This is a genomic window from Leisingera aquimarina DSM 24565, from assembly GCF_000473165.1.
GTDB lineage: Bacteria > Pseudomonadota > Alphaproteobacteria > Rhodobacterales > Rhodobacteraceae > Leisingera > Leisingera aquimarina.
Genome location: NZ_KI421504.1, coordinates 1,427,501 through 1,453,999, shown reverse-complemented (window position 1 = coordinate 1,453,999; position 26,499 = coordinate 1,427,501). Strand labels below are relative to the sequence as shown.

Below are 26,499 nucleotides of genomic sequence, written 5' to 3'. Positions count from 1 at the left end.
CCAGCCGCACCGCACGCTCGCGGACCTCAGGAGAATACTTGTTTGTTGTCTTGCTCATTGTGGCTTCATCCTAATCAGGAGGTGAAGCCTCCGGAAAACCCGGGGCGGTTCAAGGCGGCGATCCAGACCCGCCCCGATTGCCAATCCTTTGACCCAAAGCAAAAGGTCGCTGCCGGCAATCAATATCCACCAGCGTTTGTTGCTGTGTTTGATCGCCACCGGATCGTTGTGCATCCCGCCGTTGCCGTCGGTGATCGGAACATTATGGCACTGATCCGGCTGCATGCCGGACAGGTTGCGCGAGGTCATCACGGTATTGCCGCACACTGCAATCTCGCCCTGTATTCCGCCGTCACGCGCAACCGCTTGACCACATTCGGTGTCGATCACAGAATCCGCCTCGACCATCGGCATGGCAATCCTCTGCTCAGCCTGCAGTTCCGCTTGTCCACCAGAAGACAGGTCTTTCCAGCCCCCCTGCCGTGGCATTTGGATATATGGCCATAGGTCTCTGTCAGCCCATAGGCCTGTGTTACTTCAAGCCCATTGCCTTAGCCTTTTCCAGAGCGGACGGCGGCGGCGGAGCGTCGGTACAACGGACAGGTAGTCCGGGTAGTGCGGCACCTGCCATGCCGCCGCGGCCCCCAGCGCTACCAGATAGGCGCCACGATAGTGATAGACCACGCCCTTGGACCGTCTGCAGATTCCCGGCGCGAAATTCAACGCAATCGTGGCCCTTTCATCGTCAGGCATGACATCCGGCCAGGCCGGCAATACTTAGATACAGAAGATGCCTACCGCGGATCGGGGGCCGATGCGTCCTTTCCAGGGTTCCAGCCTACTGTTCATTCACGTCAAATGCGTGTTGCAGCTGACCAATTTCACGTTCAAAAAAGACGATGTGTTTCCCAATAATGACAAACAACGCTAGAGCCCTAGGAAATGACAGTTTCGGATCCTTCAAGCCTTGCCACGGTCTCGTCGCGGTTCGCCGGGGATTGGATTGTGGCCTTGAGGCACTGTTGCACGGATGCCCAGCTGGCATCCTTTCTGCGGCGTGCGGGGATGCATACGACAAGGGGCCGCCTTGCCCACCGCATCACTTTGGACCAGATTGTCCGGCTTTACCAAATTGCCGCCATCGAAACCAAAGATGAAATGATGGGCCTTTGGAGCCGGCCGATCCGGGCCAGAGCACTGCAGCACCTGCTGACGACAGTCCGCGAAGCCAGTTCACTTCCCTCGGCCTTGCATCGGTTTTCTACATTCTGGAACCTGCTGCTGGACGACTACCAATTCGAACTCGCGTCCCAAAACGGCAACATCAGTTTGCGGCTTGTGCCGCTGGATTCGCAGCCCTGTCAGCAATTTGGCCATATGCTGATCCTGAAACTGGCACATGGGCTGCTCTCTTGGCTAGCAGGATACGAGGTGCCGGTCCAGGCAGTTCAATTTGCCTTTGAGCGCCCAGGATTTTCAGACGATTACTCAGTAATTTTTCCGGCGCAGATCAGCTTCAAGGCACCGTGTTCTGCAATTACCTTTGACGTAGCGAAACTTGGTCCGACAAAAAAACGCAGCACTGCGGAACTGAAGGAGTTTTTGAACCGGGCCCCCCGGGACTGGATATTCACGGGGTACCGGGAACATAAGCAGTCTCTGAGAGTCCGGGAGTTCCTTTATCAGACACGCTGGGAGGACGGCCACTTGGCAGGTGCTGCCCGCGCCTTGAATGTCACGCCAAGAACCCTGATGAGGCGGCTGGATGCGGAAAACACCTCCTTTCAGGCGATTAAGGACGGCCTGCGCCGGGACATAGCCATCCGTGACCTGCAGGCCGGAAGCAAGAGCATCGAGGAAATCTCTGAGGATGTCGGTTTTTCCTCTCCCGCAAATTTCCACCGCGCTTTCCGGCGGTGGACGGGCGTAACACCCAGCTCGTACAGGGCGTCGAAAAGCTGAACGCAGACACTCTTTGCCGGGTTGCAGCGGCTCGCGTTAGCAAAAAACTGTTGCATCAGCCTTATTTTACTCTCATTTGACTGTCCCCTCTCAATCGAAATTTCCGGCCGAACCCGTTTCTGGTGCGGCTTTCCGCGCTGGTTTCGATGCTGCGCGCCAGTAGCCATAGCCCATGTGATGCCTGCACCGGCAAAGGCCCCCGCCTTGAGCGCGAGGATCAAAAAGGCCAGCGGATCGGAACGCAGATTTCTGCTTTTGATTTGCGCAAGCTGCGCAAAGCCCGGAACGGTATCGGCATAGGCCACTTCAGATCAAGCTCCGCATTTGGTGCATCCCGCCGTGCCAACCGGCATACTTCTCAGCTGTCCGAACAGCAGCGGGAAGGCCCAAAGGCAGGCCAGCGCCGCGGCGAGATAGAGGAAGGAAAAACCCAGGTCCTGCTGAGCGGACACCAGGTAGGAATTGCAGATCCGGACCGGCGCATGGGTGTAAAGGAACCCCAGAACGCCCAGCATCGACAGCGCATTGGCCTTGAGGAAGCCGCGCAGAATGGGATCAAGCCAGGGCCAGGACAGCCGCAGGGGCAATCCCAGCAGCAACGGCAGGCCCAGGTATTTGGCGGCCTCGCCCGCAGGCGTCAGCGCCCAGTCCACGTTGCGTGGCAGCATCCAGAACAGAAAAACCGTCAACGCCGTCAGCAAAAGCGGAACCGCCCATTCGCGCCGCTCACGCAGATCCCAGACCAGCTGCACACCCGCCAGAACCAGCAGCGGCATTTGCACCAGCATATGCTGGATCGGGCTGCCCGCCCCCGCACCTCGGAGGGCAACGGCCTCAGCCATGGCCAGCAGGGCCAAAGCGATCATCTTCATGGCTGTGCCCCCCGGAGATGGGCAAGCACCGCCTCCACAGCATCCGTATCGAAGACCGCTGAAAACCGGCCGTCGCTGCTGATCACGTGGATTGCTGCATTGTCGAAGGTTTTTCGATGCGGGCCGCGGCGCATCGGTGGCGTTCGTGTGCAACCCGGCCCGCGTTGAATAACCTGACAAGGAGGAAGCTGCGGGAGGCCAGCTGGCTCTATGAAGGTTTGAAGCGGTTGATTGCCTTGGTTCTTGTTCTGCAGGTTGGGCCAACTGCGCTCGTTGCAGGCAGCTTCGGCACGGATTTTGTGAGCTTTGAGGGGCATGCGCCGCACCTCGCGAGGCTCGGCAACTTTCTCACCTCTCCTATCCGGGCTGCAGGCATGCCGGATTGGCCGCAAGCGGTATCGTGAACAGCGGCAATTGGACTTCCGGTCTTTGGCGCGCATGTCATGCGGCAGCCCTCGCTGTTCCTGGCGGCGCCCTGGGGCGTCGTTCTGGCGTGATGGTTTCGGCGATGATCAACCGCCCGCCGCAGCAGGGGCATGGCAGCGCGAGGACCTGGGCAAGTGCATCGGCGTCACCGGCCGTGCCATCGTGCGCGAGACCCGGATCTGACTGCCCGGCCCCGAGCCGTTCCCGGATCCTGGCGGTATTGGCGGCACGGTTGCCATTCCCGAAGAAGCCGTAGTGGCGGATGCGATGCCGCCCCTTGGGCAGGACATGGATCAGGAACCGGCGGATGAACTCGCCGGCCTTCAGGGTCATGCTGGTTTGCCGCCCGGGGCCGTGGACGCGGTAATCCTTGACGCGGAAAGTGAGGCCCCGGCCGTCCATGCGGATCAGGCGGCTGTTGGAGATCGCGGCACGGTGGGTGTAGCGCGACAGGTATGCCAGCACGGCCCTGGGTCCGGCGAAGGGTTCCTTGGCATACACAACCCAATCGATCCTGCGCAGCGGTTGCAGGAAAGCGTCGAAGGCCGCGCGATCCGCAAGCCCGCCGAGGATGAAGCGGCGGTAGAGGCGTGACAGCACCCGGACGGAGAGGAAGAAGTTCCCGCGGCAGGCGATCCAACCGGTGCCATCCGCAGACAGGCCGCCGTCCCACTGCCTGGCAGGCGATTGCGCAGCAATCTGCCGAGAGGGGGGGCACGATCATGTGGACATGCGGGTGGTGCGTCATCGCCGAGCCCGTCGTGTCGAAGACGCGCTTCCGGCACGATGTGTGCAGGACGGATGTGAGGCCGGCCCGGGCGCCAAGGTGCTTGGGGCCGGCGGCGATCCGGATCACCGTGTCCGCGCTTGATCGCATCAGCAGATTGCAGATCTCCCGCGTTCGCCAATGTCTCTCGGACCATTGGCGTTCCATTGGCTCACTCTGCCGGGCGATGCCGGCGATTGGCTTCGGCAGCGCGAAGACCAGGTGGAAATACCGCACGGGCAGCAGCTCGGCCTCGCGCGCCGCCAGCCAGGCCTTGGCCGCACCCGCCTGGCATTTGGGACAGTGCCTGTTCCGGCACGAATTGTAGGCGATGTGTTTATGCCCGCAGTCTTCACATCGCGCGGCATGACCGCCNAGCGCCACCGTGCGGCAGCGCTCGATGGCGNTCATCACCTTCAACTGATCGAGGCTGATATGGCCCGCATTGGCCGCCCGCCAGGCAGCACCATGCATGCGGAAGATATCCGCGACGTCCAAATGTGATGGGGGCAAGGCGCGCTATGACGCGCATTTCTTGCCCTTCTTGTGCTTGGCCGGCCTCAAATCGTCCAGCAGATGCGTCGCAAAGGAATGGCGCAACGTGTGCAGCGTCACCGGCTTGGTAATCCCTGCGGCCCGGGCCGCCTGCTTGAACAGCCGCGAAATCTGGCGGGCCGAGAGGTGTTTGCCGCGATAGCCGGGGAAGAGAACCCGCTCGGGTCCGGGCACGCCCGTGTTCTGGCTCGCGGGGCGTTCGGTCCACCACTCGCGCAACAAACCCAGAATGTCCCCGGGCAGCATCATGTTGCGGTCCTTGCGGCCCTTGGCCTGCACAATGCGGATGATCTTCTGTTCCCCGCCGTGTCGAAGACGCGCCTCCGGCACGTTGTCGCCGACCTTCAGCCGGACGGCCTCGCCCGCGCGCATGCCGCAGCCATAGGCGAGCGACAGCATTACGCGCGCCTTCAGGCCGGGGGCCATGGCGAGGATGCGCCTGACCTCGTTGCGGCTCAGCACAAGCGGCACTTTCACCGGTTCCTTCAGGCGGAAAACCTCGGCTGCCAGATCATGCCGCCGCAGGGTGACCCGGAACAGAAACTTCACCCCGGTCATGGTTTGGCTGCGGTGCAGATACTCGTCCCGCTCTCGATCAGATGCTGCTGGAAGTGCTTCACGTCATCCGGTGAGACTGTCTCCAGAGATCGCCCGAGCCAGGAGGCAAACCGCTTGCAGGCCCGCAGGCGGCTGGTCGGCGATGCCGGTCCGAGATTGCGTGCCGGCATATCCGCGATCATGCGCGCCCGAAGGGATGCCGCCGGTGCAGGAGGCTGCTTGGTCATGGCAAAACCCTCTGTCAACCGAGGCAAAATCACCTCGGCCAACAGCACACACCCGACATCGAAAACCGCGAAACACATCCCGCTTCAGTCCAACACCGGCCACGCAGAGCCCCTATCGCGGAGCGATTTAGTGCAAGCTGCAGGGCGTGTGCTTTCCCAAACCTATGCATTTTCTCGAAAGCGGACATTGGTAGCGCTTGCAGAAAGAGGCAAGCCTGAGTCTGCTTGGCCAAATTTTGCGCAATGCGTGAACAGGTGCAAAACCATAAAAGCCGATGTTCCCCACGGGTAAATCTGCACCCTTCTTGGAATTGCCGACTACCACTATCCTTCCGTGCAGGTGGTGAGGTTTCGGTTCGTATCAAATACCGCACCTCTGTTGACAACCGGCAATGACGGCTTCAACTCCCACAGCTTTCGGACGCTCTAACTCCGGAAGAAATATGCCGTGCGAGAGATCCAGAGCCGGCATGGCTGACTGATTTGACCACGGGGATGATCATGATCTTTCGCAGGCAACCGGATATGCCAATACCCACTGCGGGGGACTGTGACCGCAAGGTGGCCTGAGAGAAGCTGAGGCGGACCAATGGAGTCGCCGCCACTTTCAGGAGAACCCCGATGACCGCCCCCGGCACGCAGACAGCATGGGCACAGGACCGCGCCCACCTTTTGCACCCCTACACGGATTTCGCCACCTTTGCCGAAGAAGGCAGCCATGTGATCGAGCGTGCAGAGGGCATGCATGTCATCGATACAGACGGCAAACAGCTGCTGGACGGTATTGCCGGCCTTTGGTGCGTGAACATCGGCCATGGCCGCCAGGAGATGGCCGAAACCATCGCCAAGCAGGTGATGGACATGCAGTATTACAACCCGTTCGGCCACAGCACCAATGTGCCGGCCGCCCAGCTGGGCGCCAAGCTGGCCGAGCTTGCGCCGGGGGGCCTGAACCACGTCTATTACTCCTGCGGCGGCTCGACCGCCAATGACGCGGCAGTGCGGCTGGTCCATTATTATTTCGATATGAAGGGCCAGCACCGGAAGAAAAAGATTATCTCGCGGCAGAACGGCTACCATGGCGCGACCTATGTGGCGGCCTCGCTCACTGGCATCCATGGCACCAAATACGGCTTCGACCGGATCGGCGAAGATTTCATCAGCCACGTGTCGGAAGCCAACCTTTATGCCAAGCCGGAGGGCTGGAGCGACGGCGACTACTGCGACTATCTGGTGCGGGAATTCGAAGCACGGATTCAACAGCTTGGCCCCGATAGCGTGGCCGCCTTCATCGCCGAGCCGATCATGGGCGCCGGCGGCGTGCTGGTGGCGCCAGAGGGCTATCACAAGCGCATGTATGAGGTCTGCAAGGCGCACGGCATGCTCTATATCGCTGATGAGGTGGTGACCGGCTTTGGCCGCCTGGGCGAATGGTTCGCCTCGGAAACGCTGTACGGCTATGCCCCGGACATCTTGGTTTGCGCCAAGGGGCTGACCTCCGGCTATATCCCACTGGGGGCGACGCTGATCTCGGATGAAATCTACGGCACTATCGCCAGGCCGCAGTGCGACGGCGGCGTTTTCTCGATGGGGCTCACCTATTTCGGGCATCCCGTGGCCTGCGCCGCGGCGCTGAAGAACATCGAGATCATCGAGCGCGAAGGTATGCTCGATCATGTGCGCACGGTTGGCCCCTATTTTCAGGAAAGCGCCCAATCCCTGCTCAACCTGCCAATCGTAGGTGATGTGCGCGGCAGCCATCTGATGCTGGGCATTGATCTGGTTGCTGACAAGGCCAGCAAGGCGCCGATAGAGCTGACCAAGCAGGCCGCCGCCAAGGTGTTCAAGGGCTGTGTGGAGCGCGGCGTCATCGTGCGCCCGGTGGGCGACCGGATTGTCCTGTCGCCGCCGCTGATCATCAGCAAGGACCAATGCGACGAGTTGATCGGGGCGGTTGCCGGTTCGATCCGTGACTTCATCGCCAGTCAGGAGTGAACTTATGCAGCAGATAACGCTTGCGGCAACCCAGATGGCCTGCAGCTGGGACATCGACGAGAACATCGCCAAGGCCGAATCATTGGTGACCGGCGCCGCCGGGGCCGGCGCCCAGGTCATTTTGCTGCAGGAGCTGTTCGAAACCCCGTATTTCTGCCTGGAGCAATCGATAGACCACCTGCGGCTCGCCCGGCCGCTGGAGCAAAGCAAAGTGGTGTCGCATTTTGCATCGCTGGCCCGGAAGCTCGGCGTGGTGCTGCCTATCTCCTACTACGAGGAGGCGGGGCTGGCGCGCTACAATTCGCTGGCCATCGCCGATGCCGACGGCACCATCCTGGCCAATTACCGCAAAACCCATATCCCGCAGGCGCCGGGGTACGAGGAGAAGTTCTATTTCTCGCCGGGCGACAGCGGGTTTCAGGTGGTGGAGACCCGGTTTGGCCGGATCGGCTGCGGCATCTGCTGGGACCAGTGGTTCCCGGAAACCGCCCGCTGCCTGGCGCTGCAGGGGGCTGAGGTTCTGCTGTTCCCGACCGCCATCGGCACCGAACCGAAGAACCCGGAGCTGGACAGCAGCGGCCACTGGCGGCGCACCATGCAGGGACATGCGGCTGCAAATTTGGTTCCAGTGGTTGCCTCCAACCGCGTGGGAACGGAACAGGACGGCAATACGGCCGGCGTCTTCTACGGCACTTCATTCATTGCAGGCTATACCGGGGAGATCCTGGCAGACGCTAGCCGCACGGAAGAAACCTTCATTACGGCAGATGTCGATCTGGACGCCGCCGCGCGCTACCGCAGCGCCTGGAGCGTGTTCCGGGACCGCAGGCCGCATATGTACGGGGCACTGCGCACCTTGGACGGCAAAACAGGGACATAGAGATGACAAATTTTCTGACGATCCGGGCAATTGAACAAAGCGACCGCGAAAGCTGGGACCGGCTGTGGACCGGCTATCTCACCTTTTACAAGGCCGCGCTGCCGGCGCGCTTCTATGACAGCAGCTTTGTCAGGCTGCTGTCGGCGGATGCGCGGGAGTACCGCGGCCTGATTGCGGAGCTGAACGGCGAAGCCATCGGGATCGCACATTATCTGCTGCACCGCGACATGTGGTCGGTCGAAGATACCTGCTACCTGCAGGACTTGTTTGTCGATCCGCAGGCGCGTGGAGCCGGCGCCGGGCGGGCTTTGATCGAGGAAGTGGCGCGGCGTGCGGAGGCCGAAGGTGCCTCTCTTCTCTACTGGCACACACAGGAGTTCAACTGCACGGCACGCAAGCTCTACGACCAGGTTGCCACGCTCACGCCGTTTGTGAAGTACGACAAACCCCTCTCCCTCAACTGAAAAGGGGCCAAGCAATTGGCCCCTTCCTTTTGTACTCAGACCGCGGGCACCTGCTGGGTGATGCAATGCACCCCGCCGCCGCCGCCGCCGATCATGCGGCCGGACACGCCCACGACCTGCCGCCCCGGAAATGCCTCGCGCAGGATGGCGAGCGGTTGATCATCCTCTGCCTTCCGGCCGGAAACGGGAACGATGACAGCGCCGTTGCAGACGTAGAAGTTCATGTGAACCACGTCATAGCTGGTCAGCGGGATCTCAATAATCTCAAAGCGCCGCCCGCGGGCGTCCGTTTCCTGTTGCAGGATGCGTTTGGCGTCCTGGGTGATCCGGTAATTCGGGTCAGCGCGGTCATCGGTCGTGTGCAGCAGCACCACCCCCGGCGCGGCAAAGGCTGCCATGCCGTCCACATGCCCGTCGGTGATTGGATCCGGGGTGAGGCCGCGGGGCAGCCAGATCACCTTCTGCACACCCAGACCGGCCTTCAGTTCTGCCTCCACCTGGGCCTTGCTCCAGCCCGGATTGCGGTTCTTGTGCAGCAGGCATTCCTCGGTGGTCAGCAGTGTGCCCTGCCCGTCCACCGCCACGGCGCCGCCCTCCAGCACCAGATCCGAAGTGTACATCGGCAGGCCCAGATGCGCTGCGAATCGGCCCTTGGCGAGCGTGTCGTGCTTGTAGGGCGGGAACTTGCGCCCCCAGCCGTTGAAGGTGAAACCGGCAATCCGGCGCGCGCCTTGCGCGTTCTGCACGATCATCGGCCCGCTGTCGCGCGACCAGGCATCGTTCAGCGGCATTTCGATCAGCGTGATCTCCGAGGACAGCAGTTTCCTTGCCGCCGCCATGTCGCGCCGCCGCACTGCCATGGTGACGGGCTCATACTCCGCCACAGTATTGGCCACATCCGCCCATTCTTTGCGCGCGGCATTCAGCTGGTTGGGGTACCAGTTCTGCGGCGGCGGGAATTGCATCAGCGTGCGCTCATGCCGGGCCCATTCTGCTGGAAAGGCAAAGCCGTCCGCGGCTGCGCTGCCCGGAATGAGTTCGGCCCCGATCTGAGCGTAGTTCACAGACCGGTCAGCCGCTGCAGGGCCTGCTTTCAGCACGCCAGAGAGCGCCGCCGCCCCGGAGGCGAGAAAGTTTCGTCGGTTCATATCAGGAGTTCCTTGTTCAAATGCCGGCCTCAGAAGCGCCGAGCGAGGGGTCAAGGTGGTCGCGCAGGCTGTCGCCCAGCAGGTTGAAGCCGATTGCGACCAGGGCAATTGCGCCGCCGGGGAACACCGCCAGCCACCAGGAGGCCGGCTGATGGGTGAGACTGTCAAAGATCATCGCGCCCCATTCCGGTGTTGGCGGCTGTGCCCCCAGCCCGAGGAAGGACAGCCCCGACGCAGCCAGGATCACAAAGCCGACGTCGGTGGTGGCCTGGACAATCACCAGCGGCCAGACCATCGGCAGCAGGTCCGAGAAAATCAGCCGCAGGTGCGAGGCGCCCATGCAGCGGGCAGCCGCGATGAACTCCTGCTCCTTTAATGACAGGATGCGGCTGCGGATCAGACGGGCGTACCAGGGCCAGAACACGGCGGCCAAGGCGATGGTTGTCGAAAGCATCCCACCGCCAAAGCTGGCGGCAATCGCAGCGGCCAGAATCAGCGCAGGGAAAGCCAGGAACAGGTCGGTGATGCGCATCAGGATCTCATCTGCCAGCCCGCCTGCATACCCCGCGATCAGCCCGAAGCTGGTGCCGATGACCGCGGCGACGGCCAGCACGGCAAATGACACCGACAAAGAAATCCAGGAACCGGCCACCACACGCGCCAGCATGTCCCGGCCGATCTTGTCGGTGCCCATCCAGTGTTCTGCCGAGGGCGGCTCAAGCCGCGCCCGGATGTTCATCTTGAGCGGGTCAAAGGCGGTGAAATGCGTGTCCATCACATAGGCCCCGAAGGCCAGGAGGGAGACCATCACCACCAAGGTGACAATTGCCACCGCCAGAACAGCCTGGCCTGAAGAGCCGGCAAAGCTGGCAACCGGGTGGATGATGCGGCCAAGGGTTTTTGGCAGGCGGGCACGGGACGGGGGCAAGGAGGTTTCGGCGCTCATGTCAGATCCACCCGCGGGTCGAGGAAGGAATAGCTCAGATCAACCAGGAAATTGATCAGCGTGTAGGCCAGCGACACCACAAGGGTGATGGCCATGATGGCGTTGTAGTCCGAGGCCGCGATGGCATTGGCCGTGTAGCGGCCCAGCCCCGGCCAGTCGAAGATCAGCTCGATGAAGACGGCGCCGGAAATCAGCAGGCCGGTGTTCAGTCCGAAGATGGTGACGATCGGCAGCAGGGCATTGCCAAGCGCATGTTTGAAGTAGACCCGGGCCGGCGAGATCCCCTTGGCGCGCGCGGTCCGGACGAAGTCCTGCGACAGCACCTCCAGCAGCGAGGTCCGCACCACCCGGATGGTGATCGCCATCGACGGGATTGCCAGCACCGCAACCGGCAGGATCATATGGTGCAGCGCGTCCGCGAACAGGTCGAACCGCCCTGCAATCAGGCTGTCGATAGTCATGAAGCCGGTCACGAAATCGGGTGCTGTGATCCCGGTGCCAAGCCGCCCGCCGAATGGCACCAGCCCCAGGGTGGCAAAGAAGATCAGCTGGAAGACAAGCGCAATCCAGAAATCGGGCACAGACAGGCCCAGTACTGCAACGCTGCGCACGCCTGCATCTGCAGGGCGGCCGCTTTTGACCGCCGCCAGGGTGCCCAGCAGCACCCCCAGCAGCAGCGAGATCAGCCCCGCTGCAAGGACCAGTTCCAGCGTTGCCGGGAAGAAGGTCAGAATATCCTCGGAAATAGGCCGCCGGGTCACGACCGAGCGCCCGAAATCACCCTGCAGGACATTGGCCGCATAGGCCGTGAATTGCGTGAAAACCGGATCATCCAGACCAAGCCGCTCGCGCACCGCAGCCACCGCCTCAGCATTGGCACGGGCTCCGGCGATCAGGCGCGCGGGGTCTCCCGGCAGCAGCCGGGCGAGCGCGAAGGTCATCAGCACGACACCGGCCAGCAGCACCAGGGTGGCGGTGGCACGTCTGAGAATGAAGCGCAGCATTCAGACAGCCCTCAAGACTTGCGCGACAAGTTGTACATATCAAGCGTTGCCACATAGATCGGGTTGTTCTCCAACCCCGCTATATCGTTTCGCGACACGAACTGAGCGCGCTCCTGCAGGATCGGCAGCCAGGCTGGGTCTTCATTTGTCAGAATACCGGCAAGGCGCTGGAACTTGGCCGCCATTTCCTCATTCATCACCTGATTGCGCAGCTCGTCGATCAGCGCTGTCGCCTCGGCGTTGGCATAACGTCCGGTATTGCCGTCAAATGTGGCCGCATCTCCGCTGAACAGCCCCCAGGCAAAGCTGTAGGGATGATCCACATTGGGCCACCAGGAGAAATAGAACAGATCGGGGCGCTCCTCGGCGGTGCCTTCGCCAAAGAATACGTCGAGGTAGGCGGAGAAGGACATTTCCTGAAGTTTGAGGCTGATCCCGATCTCCGACAGCCAGGCCTGCAGCAGCTGGCCTTCGATGTCGCCAAAGCCGGAGTAATAGGCCATCGTCAGCTCGGTGCCTTCGGCGATCCCGGCCTCGGCCAGCAGAGCACGGGCCCTGTCCAGGTCAAAGGGCAGCAGCCGGTCTTTGCCGTCCATGCCCTGCATCAGCGAGGGGAAGACCGAGGTGGGCTTGTCCGCGGTGCCAAGCGCCACTTCCTCGATATAGATGTCATGGTCAAATGCGTGGCAGAGCGCCTGGCGGGCGCGCGGGTCGGCCAGTTTCCCGTCTGTGGCAAAGGCCACGTATTGCACGGTGAAGGTCGGCGTATCGGCCAGGGAGAAGCGCGGATCATCGCGCAAAACCACCATATCCTCCGGCTCCATCGCCAAGGTCATATCAGCCTCGCCGGTTTCCAGCAGCTGGCGGCGGGTGGCGGAGACCGGAATGGTCTTGGTGATCACCCGGTTGAAATGCGGATGCTCCCAGCCGCCGCGGAAACCGGCGTTGGCGGCAAAGGTAGCATCCTGGCCCGGATTGAGGCTTTCCAGCCGGTAAGGCCCAGTGCCCACCGGATTGGCCTGCAGGTATTCCGACCCCATGTCGTCATCGCCCTTGGAATGCGCCTCGGCTGCTGCCGGGCTGGCGATCCAGAACCCGTATTGCGAGGACACCTGGCGGTCAAAGAACGGGCGCGGCTCGCCCAGGTCAAAGCGGATGGTCTTTGCGTCCAAGACCGCGATCTGGCTGTCCGGATCGTCCAGCTGCCAGGTTCCGGCCAATCCCGCAGGGTGAAGGATCAGGCGGGTGATTGCCTTCTTCACCGCCGCGGCATCGCAGGGGGTGCCGTCATGGAACATGACCCCTTCCGCCAGAGTGAACGTCCAGCTGCTGGCGTCTTCGCTGGCTTCCCAGGATGTGGCCAGCGCGGGGGCCGCCTTCAGCGTGTTGGTGCCGTCCAGCACGGTCAGCGTCTCATAGACCGGGCGCAGACCGTAGGCCCACTCGATATTGGTGGCCGGGTCGAGGTTTTCGACCGTCGCATCCACCAGCACCACCAGGGTTTTGGGGTCGCGGGCGCCCAGGCCGGGAGGCGTGGCAGCACCCGCCGCCCAAGCCGCCGGACCCGGCGCCGCCGCCATCGCGGCAAAGGCGCAGCTGCCCGCCAGGAAGGACCGGCGCGGCAGATGAAATTGCGGAGTATTCGGGCGTTTTCGCGAGTGGGTCATGTTCAGCTCCCTATGTTTCCAGGAAATCTGCGCCTCGGCCTATCAACGAACCGCGTCTCGTTTCCTTGCCCTTAAACTCCCAAATTAGCGCGGTTTCTGTCGATACCACCTAAGGGGCACAGCCAGCGGAGGCGGATGGGCTATAGTTACCAGCAACAGATCGGGCTCCCCTCGCCGCAGAGGAGGGCCGTTGCGGGAAAGGACCTAGCGCCAGCCATGCCCCTATTGGACGTGACAGACTTAACAGTAAGCCTCACAGCAGGCGGCCGCACCGCAGCCATCGTCGAGCAGCTGTCGCTGCGCCTGGAACGCGGCAAATGCCTCGGCATTGTCGGCGAAAGCGGCTCCGGGAAAAGCACCGCGGCGATGGCCATCATGGGGCTGCTGACGGACGGGCCGTTGCAGGTCTCCGGCCAGATTCTGTTCGATGGCGCCAATCTGGCGCAGATGCGGCCTGCGGAGTTCCGCAAACTGCGAGGCACCGGCATCGCGATGATCTTCCAGGACCCGATGAGCAGCCTGAACCCGGTGATGCGGATCGGCGATCAGATTGTGGAATGCCTGCAGGCGCACCGGCGGCTGACCAAATCCAGCGCCCGGGGCAAGGCCGCCCAGGCGCTGGCACGCGTGGGCATGCCGGACCCCGAAGGCATGATGCACCGCTATCCGCATCAGCTGAGCGGCGGCCAGCGCCAGCGCGTCATGATCGCGATGGCCATCGTGTTCGAGCCAAAGCTGCTGATTGCCGATGAACCGACCACCGCGCTTGACCTGACAATCCAGGCGCAAATTCTGCAACTGCTGAAAAAGCTCTCTCGCGAATTGAACATGGCGCTGGTGCTGATCACTCATGATCTGGGGGTGGTCGCCGGGATGAGCGACGAGGTCATCGTGCTGTATTCCGGGCGCGATGTGGAACGCGGTCCGACCCAAGAGGTGCTGGAGAACCCGCAGCATCCGTATACCCGGGGTCTGCTGGGAGCCCATCCGTCGATGGACGGGGAATGCGGCCGGCTGGCGCCTATTGCGGGCTCCCCGCCCGCGATCTGGCAGCGCCCGTCGGGCTGTGCCTTCCGCGACCGCTGCCCGGCAGCAATTGATGACTGTGCCACGGTCAAGCCGCAGCACGTTGCAATGCCGCAGCAGGCCCACCACGTCGCTTGCCTGCTGCATGCCACTCCCCCGCAGGCAAAGGAAACCGCATGAGCCAGAGTTCACATCCCGCCCTTGAAATCAGGGATCTGTCTGTCGAATTCCGCGCATCCGCAAACCGGGGGCTGTTCGAAAAGCCCGCGACCTTCAAGGCGCTCAGCGGGATCTCCCTGGATATCCGGCAGGGCGAGGTGATGGGGCTGATCGGTGAATCCGGCAGCGGCAAAACCACTCTGGGCAAGGCCATTGTCGGGCTGACTGAGACGTCCACGGGCAGTATTTGCATCAAGGGGCAGCACGTGGATCCTGCACGCGCGGCTGGGCGGCGCGCTCTGGCGCGGCTGGTGCAGATGGTGTTTCAGGACCCTTATGCATCGCTGCACCCAAGGAAAATCATCGGGCAGACCCTGTCCGAACCCTTCACGATCCAAGGTACCGCTTCCCGCGCCGATCTTCGGTCCCGGGTCCGGTCCCTGCTGCAGCGCGTGGGGCTGAGCCCGGAGCACGCTGCGCGCTACCCGCAGCATTTCAGCGGCGGCCAGCGGCAGCGCATTGCCATTGCCCGCGCCATTGCCAACGAACCGCCGGTGATCATTGCCGACGAACCTGTCAGCGCGCTGGATGTTTCGGTGCAGGCGCAGATCCTGAACTTGCTGGAGGATCTGCGCAAAGAGCAGAACATGGCCATGCTCTTTATCAGCCACGACCTGTCGGTGGTGCGGCACCTGTGCCAGCGTATCGCGGTCATGTACCTGGGCCGGATTGTCGAGATCGGCGCAGCAAAAGAGATGACCGCCGCCCCTGCGCATCCCTATACGACGGCGCTGCTGTCGGCGGCACCTCGGGTCAAGGCCAGGAACCGCGTGCAAGCCGCCCCGATCGTGCTGTCCGGTGATGTTCCCTCACACGCCGCCATTCCCAGCGGCTGCCCGTTTCACACCCGTTGCTGGCTCTATGAGCAGAAGGGCTGCCCGGCCCGCTGCCGGACCGAAATGCCCCGGCTTGAAACGCTGCCGGGCGGGCGGCAAGCGGCTTGTTTCTTCCCGGAGGAAGCTGCCACACCGGCACGATCCCCCGCGGCGGCCTGCGTTTAGCTATCGCTGGTTTCCGCCAGCATCCAGTCCCACAGCGAACGAACCGAGGCCCGTTGAAGGTTACGCTCCAGCGTCACCAGATGATACTGGCTGCCGCTGTGCAAGGAAACCGGGCTCAGCACTTGCAGTCTGCCCTCGCTGACCAGCGGCTGCGCCAGCGTCCGGTCGCAGAGGCACAGCCCCAGCCCGCGTGCGGCCGCGTCAACCGCAAGCGCGGTGTCGGAGAAATTCAACCCTATTGAGCAGTCCGACCGCTCCACCCCGACCGCCAGGAACCAGCTCTGCCAGTCGTCGGGGTGTTCGTCATGGATCAGGGGGGCCTCGCTCAGGCCGTTCTGAAACTCTGCGGCCAGGCCGGAGCTTGCAAGCGGTACGCGCTCCTCCATCAGAAATGGGGCGGTGATCAAATCTTCGCCCGTAGGCGGAGTAGCCGTCACCGTAATGTCAAATTCGGACTCGGTGAGATCGACATCGTGGCCGCCGGTGTAAAGCCAAGGGTCGACCTCCGGATGGCTTTCACGGAACCGCACGAGCCTGGGTGCGAACCAGAGCGCACCGAAGGCCGGCGGCATGTGAATGACAACAGACCCAGGTTTCGAATAGGCATCAAGCCGCCGCACGCCAAGCCGCACCGTCTCCAACGCGTCCTGCGCTGAGACCAGAAGGTCACGGCCGGCGTCTGTCAGTTCCACCCGGCGGCTGATGCGCAGGAAGAGCGGCTGCTGCAGATGCGTTTCCAGGGTCCGGATCTGATGCGACACCGCCGATTGCGTCATGTTCAATTCTTCAGCCGCGAGCGAGAAGCTGCCCAGCCGGGCCGCCGCTTCGAACCCGATCAGGGCGCCTAACGGCGGCAAGGGGCGATAAGGATTATTCATTAAAATTTCTCATCATTATGGCGAATATTACCCGTTTGTCCATTACATATTCTCACATTTAAACTGCAAGAACAATAATTCCTGCACGATGGAGCCCTTCATGCCCGAACAGAAATCCCCGAAATCCGCAGGTTTCCGGATGCCCGCCGAATGGGCGCCGCATCTGCGCACCTGGATGATGTGGCCGACGCGCGAAGGCTTCTGGCCGGACATGGAAGAGACCCGCCGGAACTATGCCGCCGTGGCTCATGCCATCCGCGAATTCGAGCCGTTGACCATGCTGGTCCGCCCTGAGGACGCGGTGGCCGCCAAATCACTGCTGGGGTCTGACATAGAAATCCTCACCAGCCCGATTGATGACAGCTGGGCGCGGGATGCCGGGCCCTGCTTTCTGACCAATGGAAAGGGCGGACGGGCCGGCGTGTCTTTTGGTTTCAATGCCTGGGGTGGCAAATACCAGCCGTTTGACGGGGATGATGCTGCGGCTGGCGCGATTTTGAATGCCGCCGATGTACCAATCTTCCACACCGGCCTCATTGCCGAAGGCGGCGGGGTCTCTGTCGATGGCGAGGGCACCATCCTGACCACGGACAGTTGCTTTCCCAATGCCAACCGCAACCCCGGCTGGAGCCGCGACCGTATTGAGCAGGAGCTGAAAGCCATGCTTGGCGGCGACAAGGTGATCTGGCTACCCGGCAATGTGGAGGAAACCGAAACCGACGGCCATGTCGACGGCATCGCAACCTTTGTCGCGCCGGGTGTGGCGCTGATCGAAGCGGAAGGCCCCGCGGATCACGACTGGCACAGCATCAATGTGGCCAACATCACGGCGATGGAGGGCCAGACCGATGCAAAGGGCCGCACCATCACGCTGGTACAGATCCCGGACGCCGCCAGCGCGGTCTCGGACGATCCGCGCTTCTGCCGCTCCTACGTCAATTCCTACATCTGCAACGGCGGCGTGGTGATGCCGGAGTACGGGATCCGGGAAGACGGGCTGGTGCGCGAAACCTTTGAAGAGCTCTTCCCCGGCCGCCGCGTATCGCAAGTTCCGATCCCCGCCATCGCCATCGGCGGCGGGGGTATCCATTGTATCACCCAGCAGGAGCCTGCAGCATGACCACGCACTTCTCAACAGACCTGACCGCAGCCCTTGCCAACGGCAAAAGCCCCGGTGAGCTGGGGTTTGTCATGCCCATTGAGACGGCCCCCCACGCGGCCTGCTGGATGGCCTGGCCCTGGGACGGACACGAAGACAACTGGGGCGCGGGCCTTGCTGCCGCGCAGGAGAACTTTATACGTGTCGCGACCGCCATTTCCTGTTTCGAGCCGGTCCGGATCGTTACGCATCCAGACCATGCAGCCCATGCCCGCAGCCTGTTGCCGCTCCAGGTCGATGTGGTGCCGCTGGCCCAGAACGATCACTGGTTCCGCGATACCGGCCCGCTGTTCGTAAAAGACGGCAAGGGGCAGACCATCGGCTCCAGCCTGATCTTCAACTGCTGGGGAGAGAAATTCCCGGACTATGAATTTGACGCAAGCATCGGCGCGGCCTTGGTACGGCGCCTTGGCCTGCCTCTGTTCCAGTCTCCGCTCACTGGCGAAGGCGGCGGCTTGCATACCGACGGCCGCGGCACGGTCATCACGACGGAGACTTGCTTCCTGAACTCCAACCGCAACCCTGGCATGACCAAGGCGGATGTGGAGCGCGAGCTGTTCCATGCCATCGGCGCCCGCAAAGTCATCTGGCTGCCGGGCGATCAGGAGGAATGTATCACCGATGGCCACATCGACGGCATACTGACCTTCACCGAACCGGGCAAGCTGCTGTTCGAGCGCAATCCAGACCCGGCAAACCCGCGTCACAAGGTCTGCAAAGAGAACCTGAAGGCCCTGCGCGGGCAGACCGATGCCGATGGCCGCGAGATCGAGATCGGACTGATCGACGAGGCCTATTTGGTCGAACCGGAAACCGACACCACGGCGCTGTCTTATGTAAATGCCTATATCGCCAACGGCGGCGTGGTGATTCCGTCGTTCGATACGCCCACCGACGCGGCAGCGCGGGACATCTTTGCCAAGGCCTTCCCCGGCCGTGAAATCCTGCAGGTGGACCTGCGGGGGATCTGCCATGCCGGCGGCGGCATTCACTGCATGACACAGCAGCAGCCGGCCTGAACACGGACCGGGGCCAGGGATTTTTTACTATGATAACCGGAGATCACAATGTTTGACGCAGCGAACATGCATAACACCAGCGGAACCGGAACCTCAGAAATCTTGGGCGGCCTTGCCCGGGACATTGAGCTCGTCGGGCAAGAAGGTTTCCTGGCCGCACTCGCAGACCTGTGCCAATCGGCATCAGGCTATGACAGCACCTTTATCGCGGCCTTCTTCCCGGATCACCCGCCGGTGGAGCTGTTCGACAATCTGTCTGATGAATACAGCGCCGCGACGATCAAGCCTTACCTGGATTTTGCCTACTTCCTCGACCCTTTTTACAATCTTTTTCAACAGGGGATCGGGGACCGGGTGATCACATTGGCTGAATGCGCGCCGGATGATTTCATGGCGTCCGAGTATTTTCAGACTTTTTACGCAGGCACTGGCTTGTTTGACGAAACCAGCGTGTTCGTCGCCTTCGAGAACGGCGCCGCCGTGGTGATCTCGCTGGGCAGCCGGGAAGAAGGCTTCCAGCTTGGCGCGGATCAAAGGGCTGCTCTTTTTGCGCTGCTGCCCTGCATCGGGGCGCTGTGCCGCCGCCATTGGCCTGCGCTGGACCCCAATTCGCTGGCCGGCAGCGGCCGCATGGGGCTGCATCTGAAAAAATCCTTCGACCGTTTTGCCAGCTCGGTTCTGAGCGGGCGCGAAGCCGAGATTGTGCAGCTGATCCTAAAGGGGCATTCCTCAAAGTCCATTGCCCGCGAACTGGGCAACAGCCCGGAAACGGTCAAGGTCCACCGCAAGCGCATTCACAACAAGCTGGGCATCACCTCGCAGGGAGAGCTTTTCTCGCTGTTCCTCGAGGCTTTGACCCGCGCCCCAGCCAATGCGACCGGCGACCCGCTCACCTACCTCGACAGGCCGGTGAGCGGGCAGCTTTAGGTTCATTCTGCGAACAGTCCTGCATCATCAAAAACCGCCTCGCCTTGCAGCAGGGTCGCGTCTATGGAAACGCCGCTGATGCTCTCCAGCGGGATTTCCAGGATATTCTCGCTCAATATCACGAGATCCGCGAATTTCCCCGCCTCAATGGACCCGGTCCGGTCCGCGTGGCGCAGGGCAATTGCCGGGTTGATGGTCATCGCCTCGATGGCCGTGGCGACATCGGGAAACCCGTTGCGCTCCCGGCTGACTGCAGTTTCGATTTTGATCAGCGGATTCAGCTCATCCGCATCCCAATCGCTGGAGAGTGTCACAGTCGTCCCTGCCTCCAGCAGCGCCCCGGCGGGCAGCAGCAGATCCGTGCGGTCGCCAATGTACTCCGCCATGAGGGCCTCGTATTCTTTGCTGACGGCGCTTGGCGCCAGCTGCAAGTCGGCAATGGCGCCAAGCTCGGCAAACCGCGGGTAGTCCGCGGGATCGGCAAGATAGAGATGGGTCAATCGGTGCGGCCCGGCCTCCGGCGCGGCCAGGGCAATTGCGTCCAGCGCCAGACGGGCACCATGGTCGCCAGTCACATGGAAGTGCAGCTGGAAGCCCGCCGCCGACAATTCCTGTGCGGCCCGCATCAATGCTTCCTTCTCAAAATACAGATAGCCGTATTCCTCGCCCTCTGGCAGATCCAGACCTCTCTCATAGGGCGTCAGCAAGGCGCCAGTTGCCTGGCTCAGAATGCCATCGACATAAATCTTGGCGACGTTGAAGCGGACCAGCCGGTCAGTGTCGTTGTGGTAGAGGGCTTTGAGTTCGGAAAGCTGCTCCTCCAACGGGCGGTCAGGGTAGATGTAGAAGGCGTTCGAAGCCCGAAGGGTCAGTTCGCCGGCTTCCTCCGCCCGGTCCCAGACCTCGTGATGACCCTGGGGCCAATAGCCTCCCGCATCGCTGACCGAGGTGATCCCGTTGGCATTCAGCTCCACTGCCGCGTTCAGCAGGCTGTCATAGGCGAATTCCAGGTTGTCCTGGGTTGGCGGAAAGGCGAGTGTTCTCAGGTTATGCGGAGCATTTTCCAGCACCACTCCGTTGGGTCGGCCTCCGGGCCCGCGCAGGATGATATTGCCATTGGCAGCATCCTCGGCCTTGTCATATCCCGCCGCCTGCAGCGCCGAAGAATTGGCCCAGGCCCCATGGCCGATGTCATCCAGGATCATCACCGGGCGGCCCGGTGAGAGTTCGTCAAGCACTTCCACCGGATTGGGATGCAGCTCCAGCAGATTGACCATGTTCACCCCTGCGCCCAGCACCCAAGCGCCGGTCTCATCGTTCCCGGCGCAATCCCGCACCGTGGCCTTGTAGCCCGCAAGGGTATCGAAGGGTTCAAACGGGCAAAGAACCGCGTTCATCCCGGCCTCCACCGCGTGCAGGTGGGTGTCCTGAAACCCCGGCAGCACCATCCGCCCGCCCAGGTCCACGATTTCGGCCCCTTCGCCCGCGGCGGCCAGCACCTCGGTCTCGCGGCCGACGGCGGCAATTTTGCCGTCTTCGTCTATGGAAAGTGCCTCAGCCCAGCTGCGCGCTTCGTCAACTGTGTAGATTGCTCCATTGGTCAGCACCAGCTTTTCCGCCCATGCCGCACTGGCTGCCAATCCGGCCAAACCCGCCGCAACAGCGCAGAGAGTTTTCATAACACACCTACCTTTTCTTTCATCTTGTCAAGTATATACCGGGGATAGGCGGCTTTGGCTTCCCGCGCTGCACTGACGCTGATAGAGACCGTCGCATATGGCCGCTCCTTGCTGGTGACCGCCAGAAGCCCGCCATCCGGGTCTGCCGCCACCGACAGGCCTTCAAAGTCAAAACCCGCAGCACCCGAGTAGGCGAAATTAGACGACAGGACATAGCATCCGGTTCGCACAGCCAATGCACGAGCTCCCGCTACCCAAACATCGCTGCCAAGATCCGGCGTCGCGCGCGGGACAAGAAGCACATCGGCTCCCGCGCGCGATAGGCGGCCGGCATGTGTCCAGTCCCACAGCTCGGTGCAGATGGCAAAACCGATCCGCACCCCGTTCCAGTCAAACGGCACCGCTTGCTGCTCGCCCGCATCATACCAGCGGCTCTCCCAATAGCCTTCCTCCTCTGGCAGTGCCGCTTTCTCATGCGACCCCGCGGCTATCCGGCCATCTTGCCACAGGAAGGCACGGTTTACTGGCCGGTCGTCCGGATTCAGAACAGGCCGTGACCCTGCCAATGCCGTTCCCACCCGCGATCCAAGTTCATCCAGGCCGCTTTCGTGGTCGCGGACGGACTGCTCCCACAGCGCGGCGTCGCGTTCCGGGCAAGCTGCCAGCCAGGGGCTCAGCGGCATTTCCGGCAACAGCACCAGATCGCTCTGCTCCGCCGCCGCATGGGCCGCCAGTGCCGCAACCTGCCCTGCCCTGGCTTCTGGCCTCGGGTCCCAATCCGCAATGGTGACCCTCACGCCGTCGCTCCCGCCACCACCTCGGCGCCCGCCATCTGCAGTGCGACATCCAGCAGCACATTCGCACCGGCCTGAACATGCTCCGGCGCCGTGTATTCCCGCTCATTGTGGCTGATGCCATCGCGGCAGGGCACGAAAACCATCGTTGCAGGCACCACCTTGGCAAGATGGAACGCATCGTGCCCGGCACCGGACGCCATGTCCCGGGCGGCATAGCCCCGCGCGGTGGCGCTGGCCCGCACCGCACCTGTCAGTTGTGCGTCGAAGGCCACCACTGGCGAGTGCCAAGTCTGCTCCAGGCTGATGTCCAAGCCTTCGGCTGTCTTGTTCAATCCTGCAATCTCCTCGGTGAGCGTGTCATGCATCCGCTCCAGGGCAGCTTCATCGGGGTGACGCAGATCGACCGACAATCGGACTTGCCCCGGCATCACGTTGATGGAGCCGGGCCGCATTTCGATCACCCCGATGGTCGCGCGTGCGTCCAGATCCGCCAGGCCAATGCGGTAAACCAGCTGTGTTACCGCCGCCAGATGCCGGACCGGATCGCGCCGCATTGCCATCGGCATCGGCCCTGCGTGGGTCTCTTCGCCGCTCAAGGTCAGGGTGTACCAGCGGATCGCCTGCCCGCCGGTTACAACCCCGATGGCCTTATCCTCCTGCTCAAGAATTGGACCCTGCTCAATGTGCAGTTCCAGATAGCTGCCGATTGCGCGGCTGCCCGGCTCAATACCCTTATCATAGCCATATCTTCCGAGTTCCTGCGCAACCGGGATGCCGGATGCGTCGGTCACCGCCAGTGTCTCAGCAAGTGAATGAACGCCGCAATGAACGCCCGAACCCATCATTGCGGGCTGAAACCGGGCGCCCTCCTCGTTGGTCCACACGGCGATCTCCACCGGCGCTTCTGTTGCAATTGCAAAGTCTTCAAGCGTTTCCAGCACCTCCAGTCCGGCCAGCACCCCCAGCACGCCGTCGAACCGGCCGCCGTTGGGCTGCGTATCGAGATGGCTGCCGATGACCACTGGAGGCACCGCCGGGTTCCGGCCGGCCCGGCGCACGAACAGATTGCCGATCTTGTCGAAAACCGCTGCGAAGCCACGGTTCCCGCACCATGCCACAAACAGCTCGCGGCCGTCCTCGTCATCCTGGCTGAGCGCCAGCCGGTGCGAGCCGCCGTTCGCTGATGCTCCGATTTCGGCCATATCCTTCAAACGGGACCAAAGCCGCGGTCCATTCACCGAATAACCTGTCATCGAACGCTCCTGCAAAATTCCGGAAATACCCGCATGATCCCTGCGCCGGCTGCATCCCGGTAGTCCCCCTTCGGTGGGACTGGCAGGCCGTCAGGCAGGGCTCCTAGGGTTTTCCAGCAATTGACTTCCGTTCAGGAGGCAGCAGCAGCGCCCGGTTTTTGCATCGCATCCGGCATCGCCGTGCTGCTGGCCTTACTATTCGCAGGCCGCTTCGGTCTGACAGCAAAAGGCAAGTTTCATGACAGAGATCGTAGTCGTTGGCGGTGGCGCAGGCGGGCTGGAACTGGCCATCAGGCTTGCCCGGAAACTGCGCCGGAGCAAAGAGGTCCGGGTGACTCTGGTTGACCGCGAGATGACCCACGTCTGGAAACCGCTTTACCACGAAGTGGCCGCTGGTACGCGGAGGCACTCCGGTGACGAAATCAGTTATCTGTCGCTCGCTGATATGCATGGTTTCCGGTTCAGGACGGGCGAATTGCTGCGGCTCGATCGCCAAGCAAGGACCATCTCGATTTCCGGCCGCAACGGCGTGACCGGCAGAACCATCCTTGAGCGCACGCAGCATTACGATCACCTTGTTCTGGCAGAGCGAGCGATGAGCTTCACGAACTGATGGATCGTGTTGTCGTGTCATATGATCAAGACGCCAAGAACCACATCCTGTACATGCAGGGCAATTTGATCGCCATGCTTAAAAAAGCAAAACCCGCCGAAGAGGCGGGCATTGACGATGCGGAAAGTTCGCGGAAGTTGGTTGCGGGAGCAGGATTTGAACCTGCGACCTTCAGGTTATGAGCCTGACGAGCTACCTGGCTGCTCCATCCCGCGTCAGGGTTTATTTGAGATCGTATTGAGAGATATTGGATTTTACTAGGTTTGGCGGTGACCTACTCTCCCAGGGCTTGAGCCCAAGTACCATCGGCGCTGCAGTGCTTAACTTCCGGGTTCGGGAAGGGACCGGGTGTTTCACTTGCGCTTTTGCCACCAAACCGAGAAAAATCCAACTCCGGCGCTGTTGCGAAGCAATGGCGCCGGTCACAATCAACGTGTCCAAGTGTTAGTATTAAGGGATGTTTGCTTGTTTGGTGTTTTCCGTAACACTGTCTGTTACTGGATCAAATCAAGCCTATCGGGCGATTAGTACCGGTCAACTGAATGCATTGCTGCACTTACATCTCCGGCCTATCGGCGTGGTGGTCTTCCACGGCCCTCAGGGATACCTTGTTTTGAGGGGGGCTTCCCGCTTAGATGCCTTCAGCGGTTATCCTGTCCGAACATAGCTACCCTGCACTGCTGCTGGCGCAACAACAGGTCCACCAGTGGTTCGTTCACCCCGGTCCTCTCGTACTAGGGGCAACTCCTCTCAAGTATCCTACACCCACGGCAGATAGGGACCGAACTGTCTCACGACGTTCTAAACCCAGCTCACGTACCTCTTTAAACGGCGAACAGCCGTACCCTTGGGACCTGCTCCAGCCCCAGGATGAGATGAGCCGACATCGAGGTGCCAAACACTGCCGTCGATATGGACTCTTGGGCAGTATCAGCCTGTTATCCCCGGCGTACCTTTTATCCGTTGAGCGATGGCCCTTCCACTCGGGACCACCGGATCACTATGGCCGACTTTCGTCTCTGCTCGACTTGTCAGTCTCGCAGTCAGGCTGGCTTCTGCCATTGCACTCAACGAGCGATTTCCGACCGCTCTGAGCCAACCTTCGCGCGCCTCCGTTACTCTTTAGGAGGCGACCGCCCCAGTCAAACTACCCGCCACGCAGGGTCCCGGATCCGGATAACGGACCGCGGTTAGACATCAAGAGTGCGAAGGGTGGTATCTCAAGGGAGGCTCCACCGCGACTTGCGTCACGGTTTCGATGCCTACCACCTATCCTGCACATCACAATCCTGATGCCAGTGCGAAGCTGTAGTAAAGGTGCACGGGGTCTTTCCGTCTAACCGCGGGAAGCCTGCATCTTGACAGGCAATTCAATTTCGCTGAGTCGATGTTGGAGACAGCGGGGAAGTCGTTACGCCATTCGTGCAGGTCGGAACTTACCCGACAAGGAATTTCGCTACCTTAGGACCGTTATAGTTACGGCCGCCGTTTACCTGGGCTTCAATTCGGAGCTCTCACCCCTCCTTTTAACCTTCAGGCACCGGGCAGGCGTCAGACCCTATACGTCGCCTTACGGCTTCGCAGAGCCCTGTGTTTTTAATAAACAGTCGCCACCCCCTGGTTTGTGCCCCCGGATTCCACTTGCGTAGGACCCGGGCCTCCTTCTCGCGAACTTACGGAGGTATTTTGCCGAGTTCCTTCAACATCGTTCTCTCAAGCGCCTTGGTATTCTCTACCAGTCCACCTGTGTCGGTTTAGGGTACGGTCTGATGGAGGGCTATTTCCAGGGACTGATCAGCAGCCCATTCAATCCGATAAGGATGAACTACCTTCACAATCCGTCACATCCTCCTGGCCCACGAATATTAACGTGGTTCCCATCGCCTACGCCTTTCGGCCTCGGCTTAGGGGCCGGCTTACCCTGCTCAGATTAGCTTTAAGCAGGAACCCTTGGACTTTCGGCGAGAGTGTCTCTCACACTCTTTGTCGCTACTCATGTCATCATTCTCACTAGTGATCTCTCCACCGGATGGCTCACGCCCCGGCTTCATCGAAAGCTCCTTGCGTCCAATTCTTCCCGGAGGAAGATAAGGACGCATGGAACTATGTCACACTACGCTCTGCTACCATGCACTATGTGCATCCTCGGCTTCGGCTCATGGCTTGAGCCCCGTTACATCTTCGCCGCAAGACATCTTGATTAGACCAGTGAGCTGTTACGCTATCTTTAAAGGATGGCTGCTTCTAAGCCAACCTCCTGGTTGTTTTGGACGTCTCACCTGCTTTCCCACTTAGCCATGAATTGGGGGCCTTAGCCGGAGGTCAGGGTTGTTTCCCTCTCCACGACGGACGTTAGCATCCGCCGTGTGTCTGCCATCCAGTACTCCCGGGTATTCGGAGTTTGGTTAGGATCAGTAAGCCTGTGGGGCCCCATTACCCATCCAGTGCTCTACCCCCC

General features: G+C 61.6%; 24 protein-coding genes, 1 tRNA gene, 2 rRNA genes and 1 pseudogene (1 of these 28 running past the window's edge). 10 read left to right on the top strand and 18 right to left on the bottom strand.

Features of this window, described 5'->3' with window-relative positions; all coding sequences use genetic code 11:
* Positions 1-54: 54 nt before the first annotated feature.
* Entirely contained in the window at positions 55-414 is a 360-nt protein-coding gene (locus AQUI_RS0111265; RefSeq protein WP_027257612.1) for an aminomethyltransferase family protein, read from the bottom strand.
* Between the two features lie 123 nt (positions 415-537).
* Entirely contained in the window at positions 538-753 is a 216-nt protein-coding gene (locus AQUI_RS30685) for a hypothetical protein (RefSeq protein WP_156916808.1), read from the bottom strand.
* A 189-nt stretch (positions 754-942) separates the two neighbouring features.
* On the opposite strand from AQUI_RS30685, the gene AQUI_RS0111260 reads away from it, so the two are divergent.
* The gene (locus tag AQUI_RS0111260; protein WP_027257611.1) at positions 943-1,962 is read left to right on the top strand and encodes a helix-turn-helix transcriptional regulator; all 1,020 of its coding nucleotides are present in this window, start codon (positions 943-945) and stop codon (positions 1,960-1,962) included.
* A gap of 311 nt (positions 1,963-2,273) precedes the next feature.
* Here AQUI_RS0111260 and AQUI_RS0111255 read toward each other — a convergent pair whose 3' ends face one another.
* The 5 genes and pseudogenes from AQUI_RS0111255 to AQUI_RS31890 form a co-directional block, all read right to left on the bottom strand.
* A complete protein-coding gene (locus AQUI_RS0111255; protein ID WP_027257610.1) occupies positions 2,274-2,834 on the bottom strand; it encodes a hypothetical protein in 561 nt (186 codons plus the stop codon).
* Positions 2,831-3,151 (bottom strand): hypothetical protein, encoded by a 321-nt coding sequence (locus tag AQUI_RS31895; protein WP_245596907.1) that lies wholly within the window; start codon positions 3,149-3,151, stop codon positions 2,831-2,833. Before AQUI_RS31895 ends, AQUI_RS0111255 begins: the two co-directional genes overlap by 4 nt.
* 124 nt (positions 3,152-3,275) lie before the next feature.
* A pseudogene (locus AQUI_RS27650) lies at positions 3,276-4,539 on the bottom strand (IS91 family transposase).
* Between the two features lie 6 nt (positions 4,540-4,545).
* The gene (locus AQUI_RS27645) at positions 4,546-5,139 is read right to left on the bottom strand and encodes a tyrosine-type recombinase/integrase (RefSeq protein ID WP_051371873.1); all 594 of its coding nucleotides are present in this window, start codon (positions 5,137-5,139) and stop codon (positions 4,546-4,548) included.
* Entirely contained in the window at positions 5,136-5,366 is a 231-nt protein-coding gene (locus AQUI_RS31890) for a hypothetical protein (RefSeq protein WP_245596906.1), read from the bottom strand. The genes AQUI_RS27645 and AQUI_RS31890 overlap by 4 nt, the downstream gene beginning before the upstream one ends.
* Positions 5,367-5,987: 621 nt before the next feature.
* On the opposite strand from AQUI_RS31890, the gene AQUI_RS0111230 reads away from it, so the two are divergent.
* From AQUI_RS0111230 to AQUI_RS0111220, 3 genes are read left to right on the top strand one after another with little or no spacing between them, the layout of a single operon-like run.
* Positions 5,988-7,361, top strand: coding sequence for an aminotransferase (locus AQUI_RS0111230; protein ID WP_027257608.1), 1,374 nt, complete (start codon positions 5,988-5,990; stop codon positions 7,359-7,361).
* 4 nt (positions 7,362-7,365) lie between these two features.
* Positions 7,366-8,241, top strand: coding sequence for an N-carbamoylputrescine amidase (gene aguB / locus AQUI_RS0111225; protein WP_027257607.1), 876 nt, complete (start codon positions 7,366-7,368; stop codon positions 8,239-8,241).
* A gap of 2 nt (positions 8,242-8,243) precedes the next feature.
* Positions 8,244-8,705, top strand: a complete 462-nt coding sequence (locus AQUI_RS0111220) for a GNAT family N-acetyltransferase (protein ID WP_027257606.1) — start codon at positions 8,244-8,246, stop codon at positions 8,703-8,705.
* 35 nt (positions 8,706-8,740) lie between these two features.
* On the opposite strand, the gene AQUI_RS0111215 is transcribed toward AQUI_RS0111220, so the two are convergent.
* Genes AQUI_RS0111215 through AQUI_RS0111200 form a run of 4 tightly spaced genes read right to left on the bottom strand, consistent with a single transcriptional unit; the run spans position 8,741 to position 13,470 of the window.
* A complete protein-coding gene (locus AQUI_RS0111215; protein WP_084294358.1) occupies positions 8,741-9,853 on the bottom strand; it encodes an agmatine deiminase family protein in 1,113 nt (370 codons plus the stop codon).
* A 16-nt stretch (positions 9,854-9,869) separates the two neighbouring features.
* On the bottom strand, positions 9,870-10,799 hold the full coding sequence (locus AQUI_RS0111210) for an ABC transporter permease (RefSeq protein ID WP_027257604.1): 930 nt from the start codon (positions 10,797-10,799) through the stop codon (positions 9,870-9,872).
* The gene (locus AQUI_RS0111205) at positions 10,796-11,803 is read right to left on the bottom strand and encodes an ABC transporter permease (protein WP_035919924.1); all 1,008 of its coding nucleotides are present in this window, start codon (positions 11,801-11,803) and stop codon (positions 10,796-10,798) included. The genes AQUI_RS0111210 and AQUI_RS0111205 overlap by 4 nt, the downstream gene beginning before the upstream one ends.
* 11 nt (positions 11,804-11,814) lie before the next feature.
* On the bottom strand, positions 11,815-13,470 hold the full coding sequence (locus AQUI_RS0111200) for an ABC transporter substrate-binding protein (RefSeq protein ID WP_027257602.1): 1,656 nt from the start codon (positions 13,468-13,470) through the stop codon (positions 11,815-11,817).
* A 216-nt stretch (positions 13,471-13,686) separates the two neighbouring features.
* Here AQUI_RS0111200 and AQUI_RS0111195 point away from each other — a divergent pair, with 216 nt between their 5' ends.
* On the top strand, positions 13,687-14,676 hold the full coding sequence (locus tag AQUI_RS0111195) for an ABC transporter ATP-binding protein (protein WP_027257601.1): 990 nt from the start codon (positions 13,687-13,689) through the stop codon (positions 14,674-14,676).
* A complete protein-coding gene (locus tag AQUI_RS0111190) occupies positions 14,673-15,716 on the top strand; it encodes an ABC transporter ATP-binding protein (protein WP_027257600.1) in 1,044 nt (347 codons plus the stop codon). Before AQUI_RS0111195 ends, AQUI_RS0111190 begins: the two co-directional genes overlap by 4 nt.
* On the opposite strand, the gene AQUI_RS0111185 is transcribed toward AQUI_RS0111190, so the two are convergent.
* Positions 15,713-16,594 carry a LysR substrate-binding domain-containing protein gene (locus tag AQUI_RS0111185; protein ID WP_027257599.1) on the bottom strand — a complete coding sequence of 294 codons (882 nt, stop codon included), beginning with the start codon at positions 16,592-16,594 and terminating at the stop codon, positions 15,713-15,715. The two genes, AQUI_RS0111190 and AQUI_RS0111185, sit on opposite strands and share 4 nt — an antisense overlap.
* 100 nt (positions 16,595-16,694) lie before the next feature.
* On the opposite strand from AQUI_RS0111185, the gene AQUI_RS0111180 reads away from it, so the two are divergent.
* From AQUI_RS0111180 to AQUI_RS27640, 3 genes are read left to right on the top strand one after another with little or no spacing between them, the layout of a single operon-like run.
* Positions 16,695-17,714 carry an agmatine deiminase family protein gene (locus AQUI_RS0111180; protein WP_027257598.1) on the top strand — a complete coding sequence of 340 codons (1,020 nt, stop codon included), beginning with the start codon at positions 16,695-16,697 and terminating at the stop codon, positions 17,712-17,714.
* Positions 17,711-18,772, top strand: a complete 1,062-nt coding sequence (locus tag AQUI_RS0111175; protein WP_051371871.1) for an agmatine deiminase family protein — start codon at positions 17,711-17,713, stop codon at positions 18,770-18,772. Before AQUI_RS0111180 ends, AQUI_RS0111175 begins: the two co-directional genes overlap by 4 nt.
* Positions 18,773-18,820: 48 nt before the next feature.
* Entirely contained in the window at positions 18,821-19,699 is an 879-nt protein-coding gene (locus tag AQUI_RS27640) for a helix-turn-helix transcriptional regulator (RefSeq protein WP_051371870.1), read from the top strand.
* A 2-nt stretch (positions 19,700-19,701) separates the two neighbouring features.
* On the opposite strand, the gene AQUI_RS0111165 is transcribed toward AQUI_RS27640, so the two are convergent.
* From AQUI_RS0111165 to AQUI_RS0111155, 3 genes are read right to left on the bottom strand one after another with little or no spacing between them, the layout of a single operon-like run.
* Positions 19,702-21,378, bottom strand: a complete 1,677-nt coding sequence (locus tag AQUI_RS0111165; RefSeq protein WP_027257596.1) for an amidohydrolase — start codon at positions 21,376-21,378, stop codon at positions 19,702-19,704.
* A complete protein-coding gene (locus AQUI_RS27635) occupies positions 21,375-22,175 on the bottom strand; it encodes a carbon-nitrogen hydrolase family protein (protein WP_051371869.1) in 801 nt (266 codons plus the stop codon). The genes AQUI_RS0111165 and AQUI_RS27635 overlap by 4 nt, the downstream gene beginning before the upstream one ends.
* Positions 22,172-23,428, bottom strand: a complete 1,257-nt coding sequence (locus tag AQUI_RS0111155) for a Zn-dependent hydrolase (protein ID WP_051371868.1) — start codon at positions 23,426-23,428, stop codon at positions 22,172-22,174. The genes AQUI_RS27635 and AQUI_RS0111155 overlap by 4 nt, the downstream gene beginning before the upstream one ends.
* Before the next feature lie 238 nt (positions 23,429-23,666).
* On the opposite strand from AQUI_RS0111155, the gene AQUI_RS0111150 reads away from it, so the two are divergent.
* Positions 23,667-24,041, top strand: a complete 375-nt coding sequence (locus AQUI_RS0111150) for an FAD-dependent oxidoreductase (RefSeq protein WP_027257594.1) — start codon at positions 23,667-23,669, stop codon at positions 24,039-24,041.
* Positions 24,042-24,179: 138 nt separating this feature from the next.
* On the opposite strand, the gene AQUI_RS0111145 is transcribed toward AQUI_RS0111150, so the two are convergent.
* The 3 genes from AQUI_RS0111145 to AQUI_RS0111135 all read right to left on the bottom strand — a co-directional run.
* A tRNA-Met gene (locus tag AQUI_RS0111145) sits at positions 24,180-24,256 on the bottom strand.
* A gap of 46 nt (positions 24,257-24,302) precedes the next feature.
* Positions 24,303-24,417 (bottom strand): 5S ribosomal RNA (gene rrf / locus AQUI_RS0111140).
* 127 nt (positions 24,418-24,544) lie between these two features.
* Positions 24,545-26,499: ribosomal RNA gene (locus AQUI_RS0111135) — 23S ribosomal RNA — on the bottom strand; it runs 876 nt beyond the window's last position.

Excerpts from the sequence above, each read along its gene's own strand:
- AQUI_RS31890 (WP_245596906.1), bottom strand. The coding sequence starts at position 5,366 with ATGACCAAGCAGCCTCCTGCACCGGCGGCATCCCTTCGGGCGCGCATG.
- AQUI_RS27640 (WP_051371870.1), top strand. The coding sequence starts at position 18,821 with ATGTTTGACGCAGCGAACATGCATAACACCAGCGGAACCGGAACCTCA.
- AQUI_RS0111255 (WP_027257610.1), bottom strand. The coding sequence starts at position 2,834 with ATGAAGATGATCGCTTTGGCCCTGCTGGCCATGGCTGAGGCCGTTGCC.
- AQUI_RS0111230 (WP_027257608.1), top strand. The coding sequence starts at position 5,988 with ATGACCGCCCCCGGCACGCAGACAGCATGGGCACAGGACCGCGCCCAC.
- AQUI_RS0111155 (WP_051371868.1), bottom strand. The coding sequence starts at position 23,428 with ATGACAGGTTATTCGGTGAATGGACCGCGGCTTTGGTCCCGTTTGAAG.
- AQUI_RS0111190 (WP_027257600.1), top strand. The coding sequence starts at position 14,673 with ATGAGCCAGAGTTCACATCCCGCCCTTGAAATCAGGGATCTGTCTGTC.
- AQUI_RS0111215 (WP_084294358.1), bottom strand. The coding sequence starts at position 9,853 with ATGAACCGACGAAACTTTCTCGCCTCCGGGGCGGCGGCGCTCTCTGGC.
- AQUI_RS0111210 (WP_027257604.1), bottom strand. The coding sequence starts at position 10,799 with ATGAGCGCCGAAACCTCCTTGCCCCCGTCCCGTGCCCGCCTGCCAAAA.
- AQUI_RS0111150 (WP_027257594.1), top strand. The coding sequence starts at position 23,667 with ATGACAGAGATCGTAGTCGTTGGCGGTGGCGCAGGCGGGCTGGAACTG.
- AQUI_RS0111260 (WP_027257611.1), top strand. The coding sequence starts at position 943 with ATGACAGTTTCGGATCCTTCAAGCCTTGCCACGGTCTCGTCGCGGTTC.
- AQUI_RS0111175 (WP_051371871.1), top strand. The coding sequence starts at position 17,711 with ATGACCACGCACTTCTCAACAGACCTGACCGCAGCCCTTGCCAACGGC.
- AQUI_RS30685 (WP_156916808.1), bottom strand. The coding sequence starts at position 753 with ATGCCTGACGATGAAAGGGCCACGATTGCGTTGAATTTCGCGCCGGGA.
- AQUI_RS31895 (WP_245596907.1), bottom strand. The coding sequence starts at position 3,151 with ATGCCCCTCAAAGCTCACAAAATCCGTGCCGAAGCTGCCTGCAACGAG.
- AQUI_RS27645 (WP_051371873.1), bottom strand. The coding sequence starts at position 5,139 with ATGACCGGGGTGAAGTTTCTGTTCCGGGTCACCCTGCGGCGGCATGAT.
- AQUI_RS0111180 (WP_027257598.1), top strand. The coding sequence starts at position 16,695 with ATGCCCGAACAGAAATCCCCGAAATCCGCAGGTTTCCGGATGCCCGCC.
- AQUI_RS0111195 (WP_027257601.1), top strand. The coding sequence starts at position 13,687 with ATGCCCCTATTGGACGTGACAGACTTAACAGTAAGCCTCACAGCAGGC.
- aguB (WP_027257607.1), top strand. The coding sequence starts at position 7,366 with ATGCAGCAGATAACGCTTGCGGCAACCCAGATGGCCTGCAGCTGGGAC.
- AQUI_RS0111220 (WP_027257606.1), top strand. The coding sequence starts at position 8,244 with ATGACAAATTTTCTGACGATCCGGGCAATTGAACAAAGCGACCGCGAA.
- AQUI_RS0111205 (WP_035919924.1), bottom strand. The coding sequence starts at position 11,803 with ATGCTGCGCTTCATTCTCAGACGTGCCACCGCCACCCTGGTGCTGCTG.
- AQUI_RS0111165 (WP_027257596.1), bottom strand. The coding sequence starts at position 21,378 with ATGAAAACTCTCTGCGCTGTTGCGGCGGGTTTGGCCGGATTGGCAGCC.
- AQUI_RS0111265 (WP_027257612.1), bottom strand. The coding sequence starts at position 414 with ATGCCGATGGTCGAGGCGGATTCTGTGATCGACACCGAATGTGGTCAA.
- AQUI_RS0111185 (WP_027257599.1), bottom strand. The coding sequence starts at position 16,594 with ATGAATAATCCTTATCGCCCCTTGCCGCCGTTAGGCGCCCTGATCGGG.
- AQUI_RS0111200 (WP_027257602.1), bottom strand. The coding sequence starts at position 13,470 with ATGACCCACTCGCGAAAACGCCCGAATACTCCGCAATTTCATCTGCCG.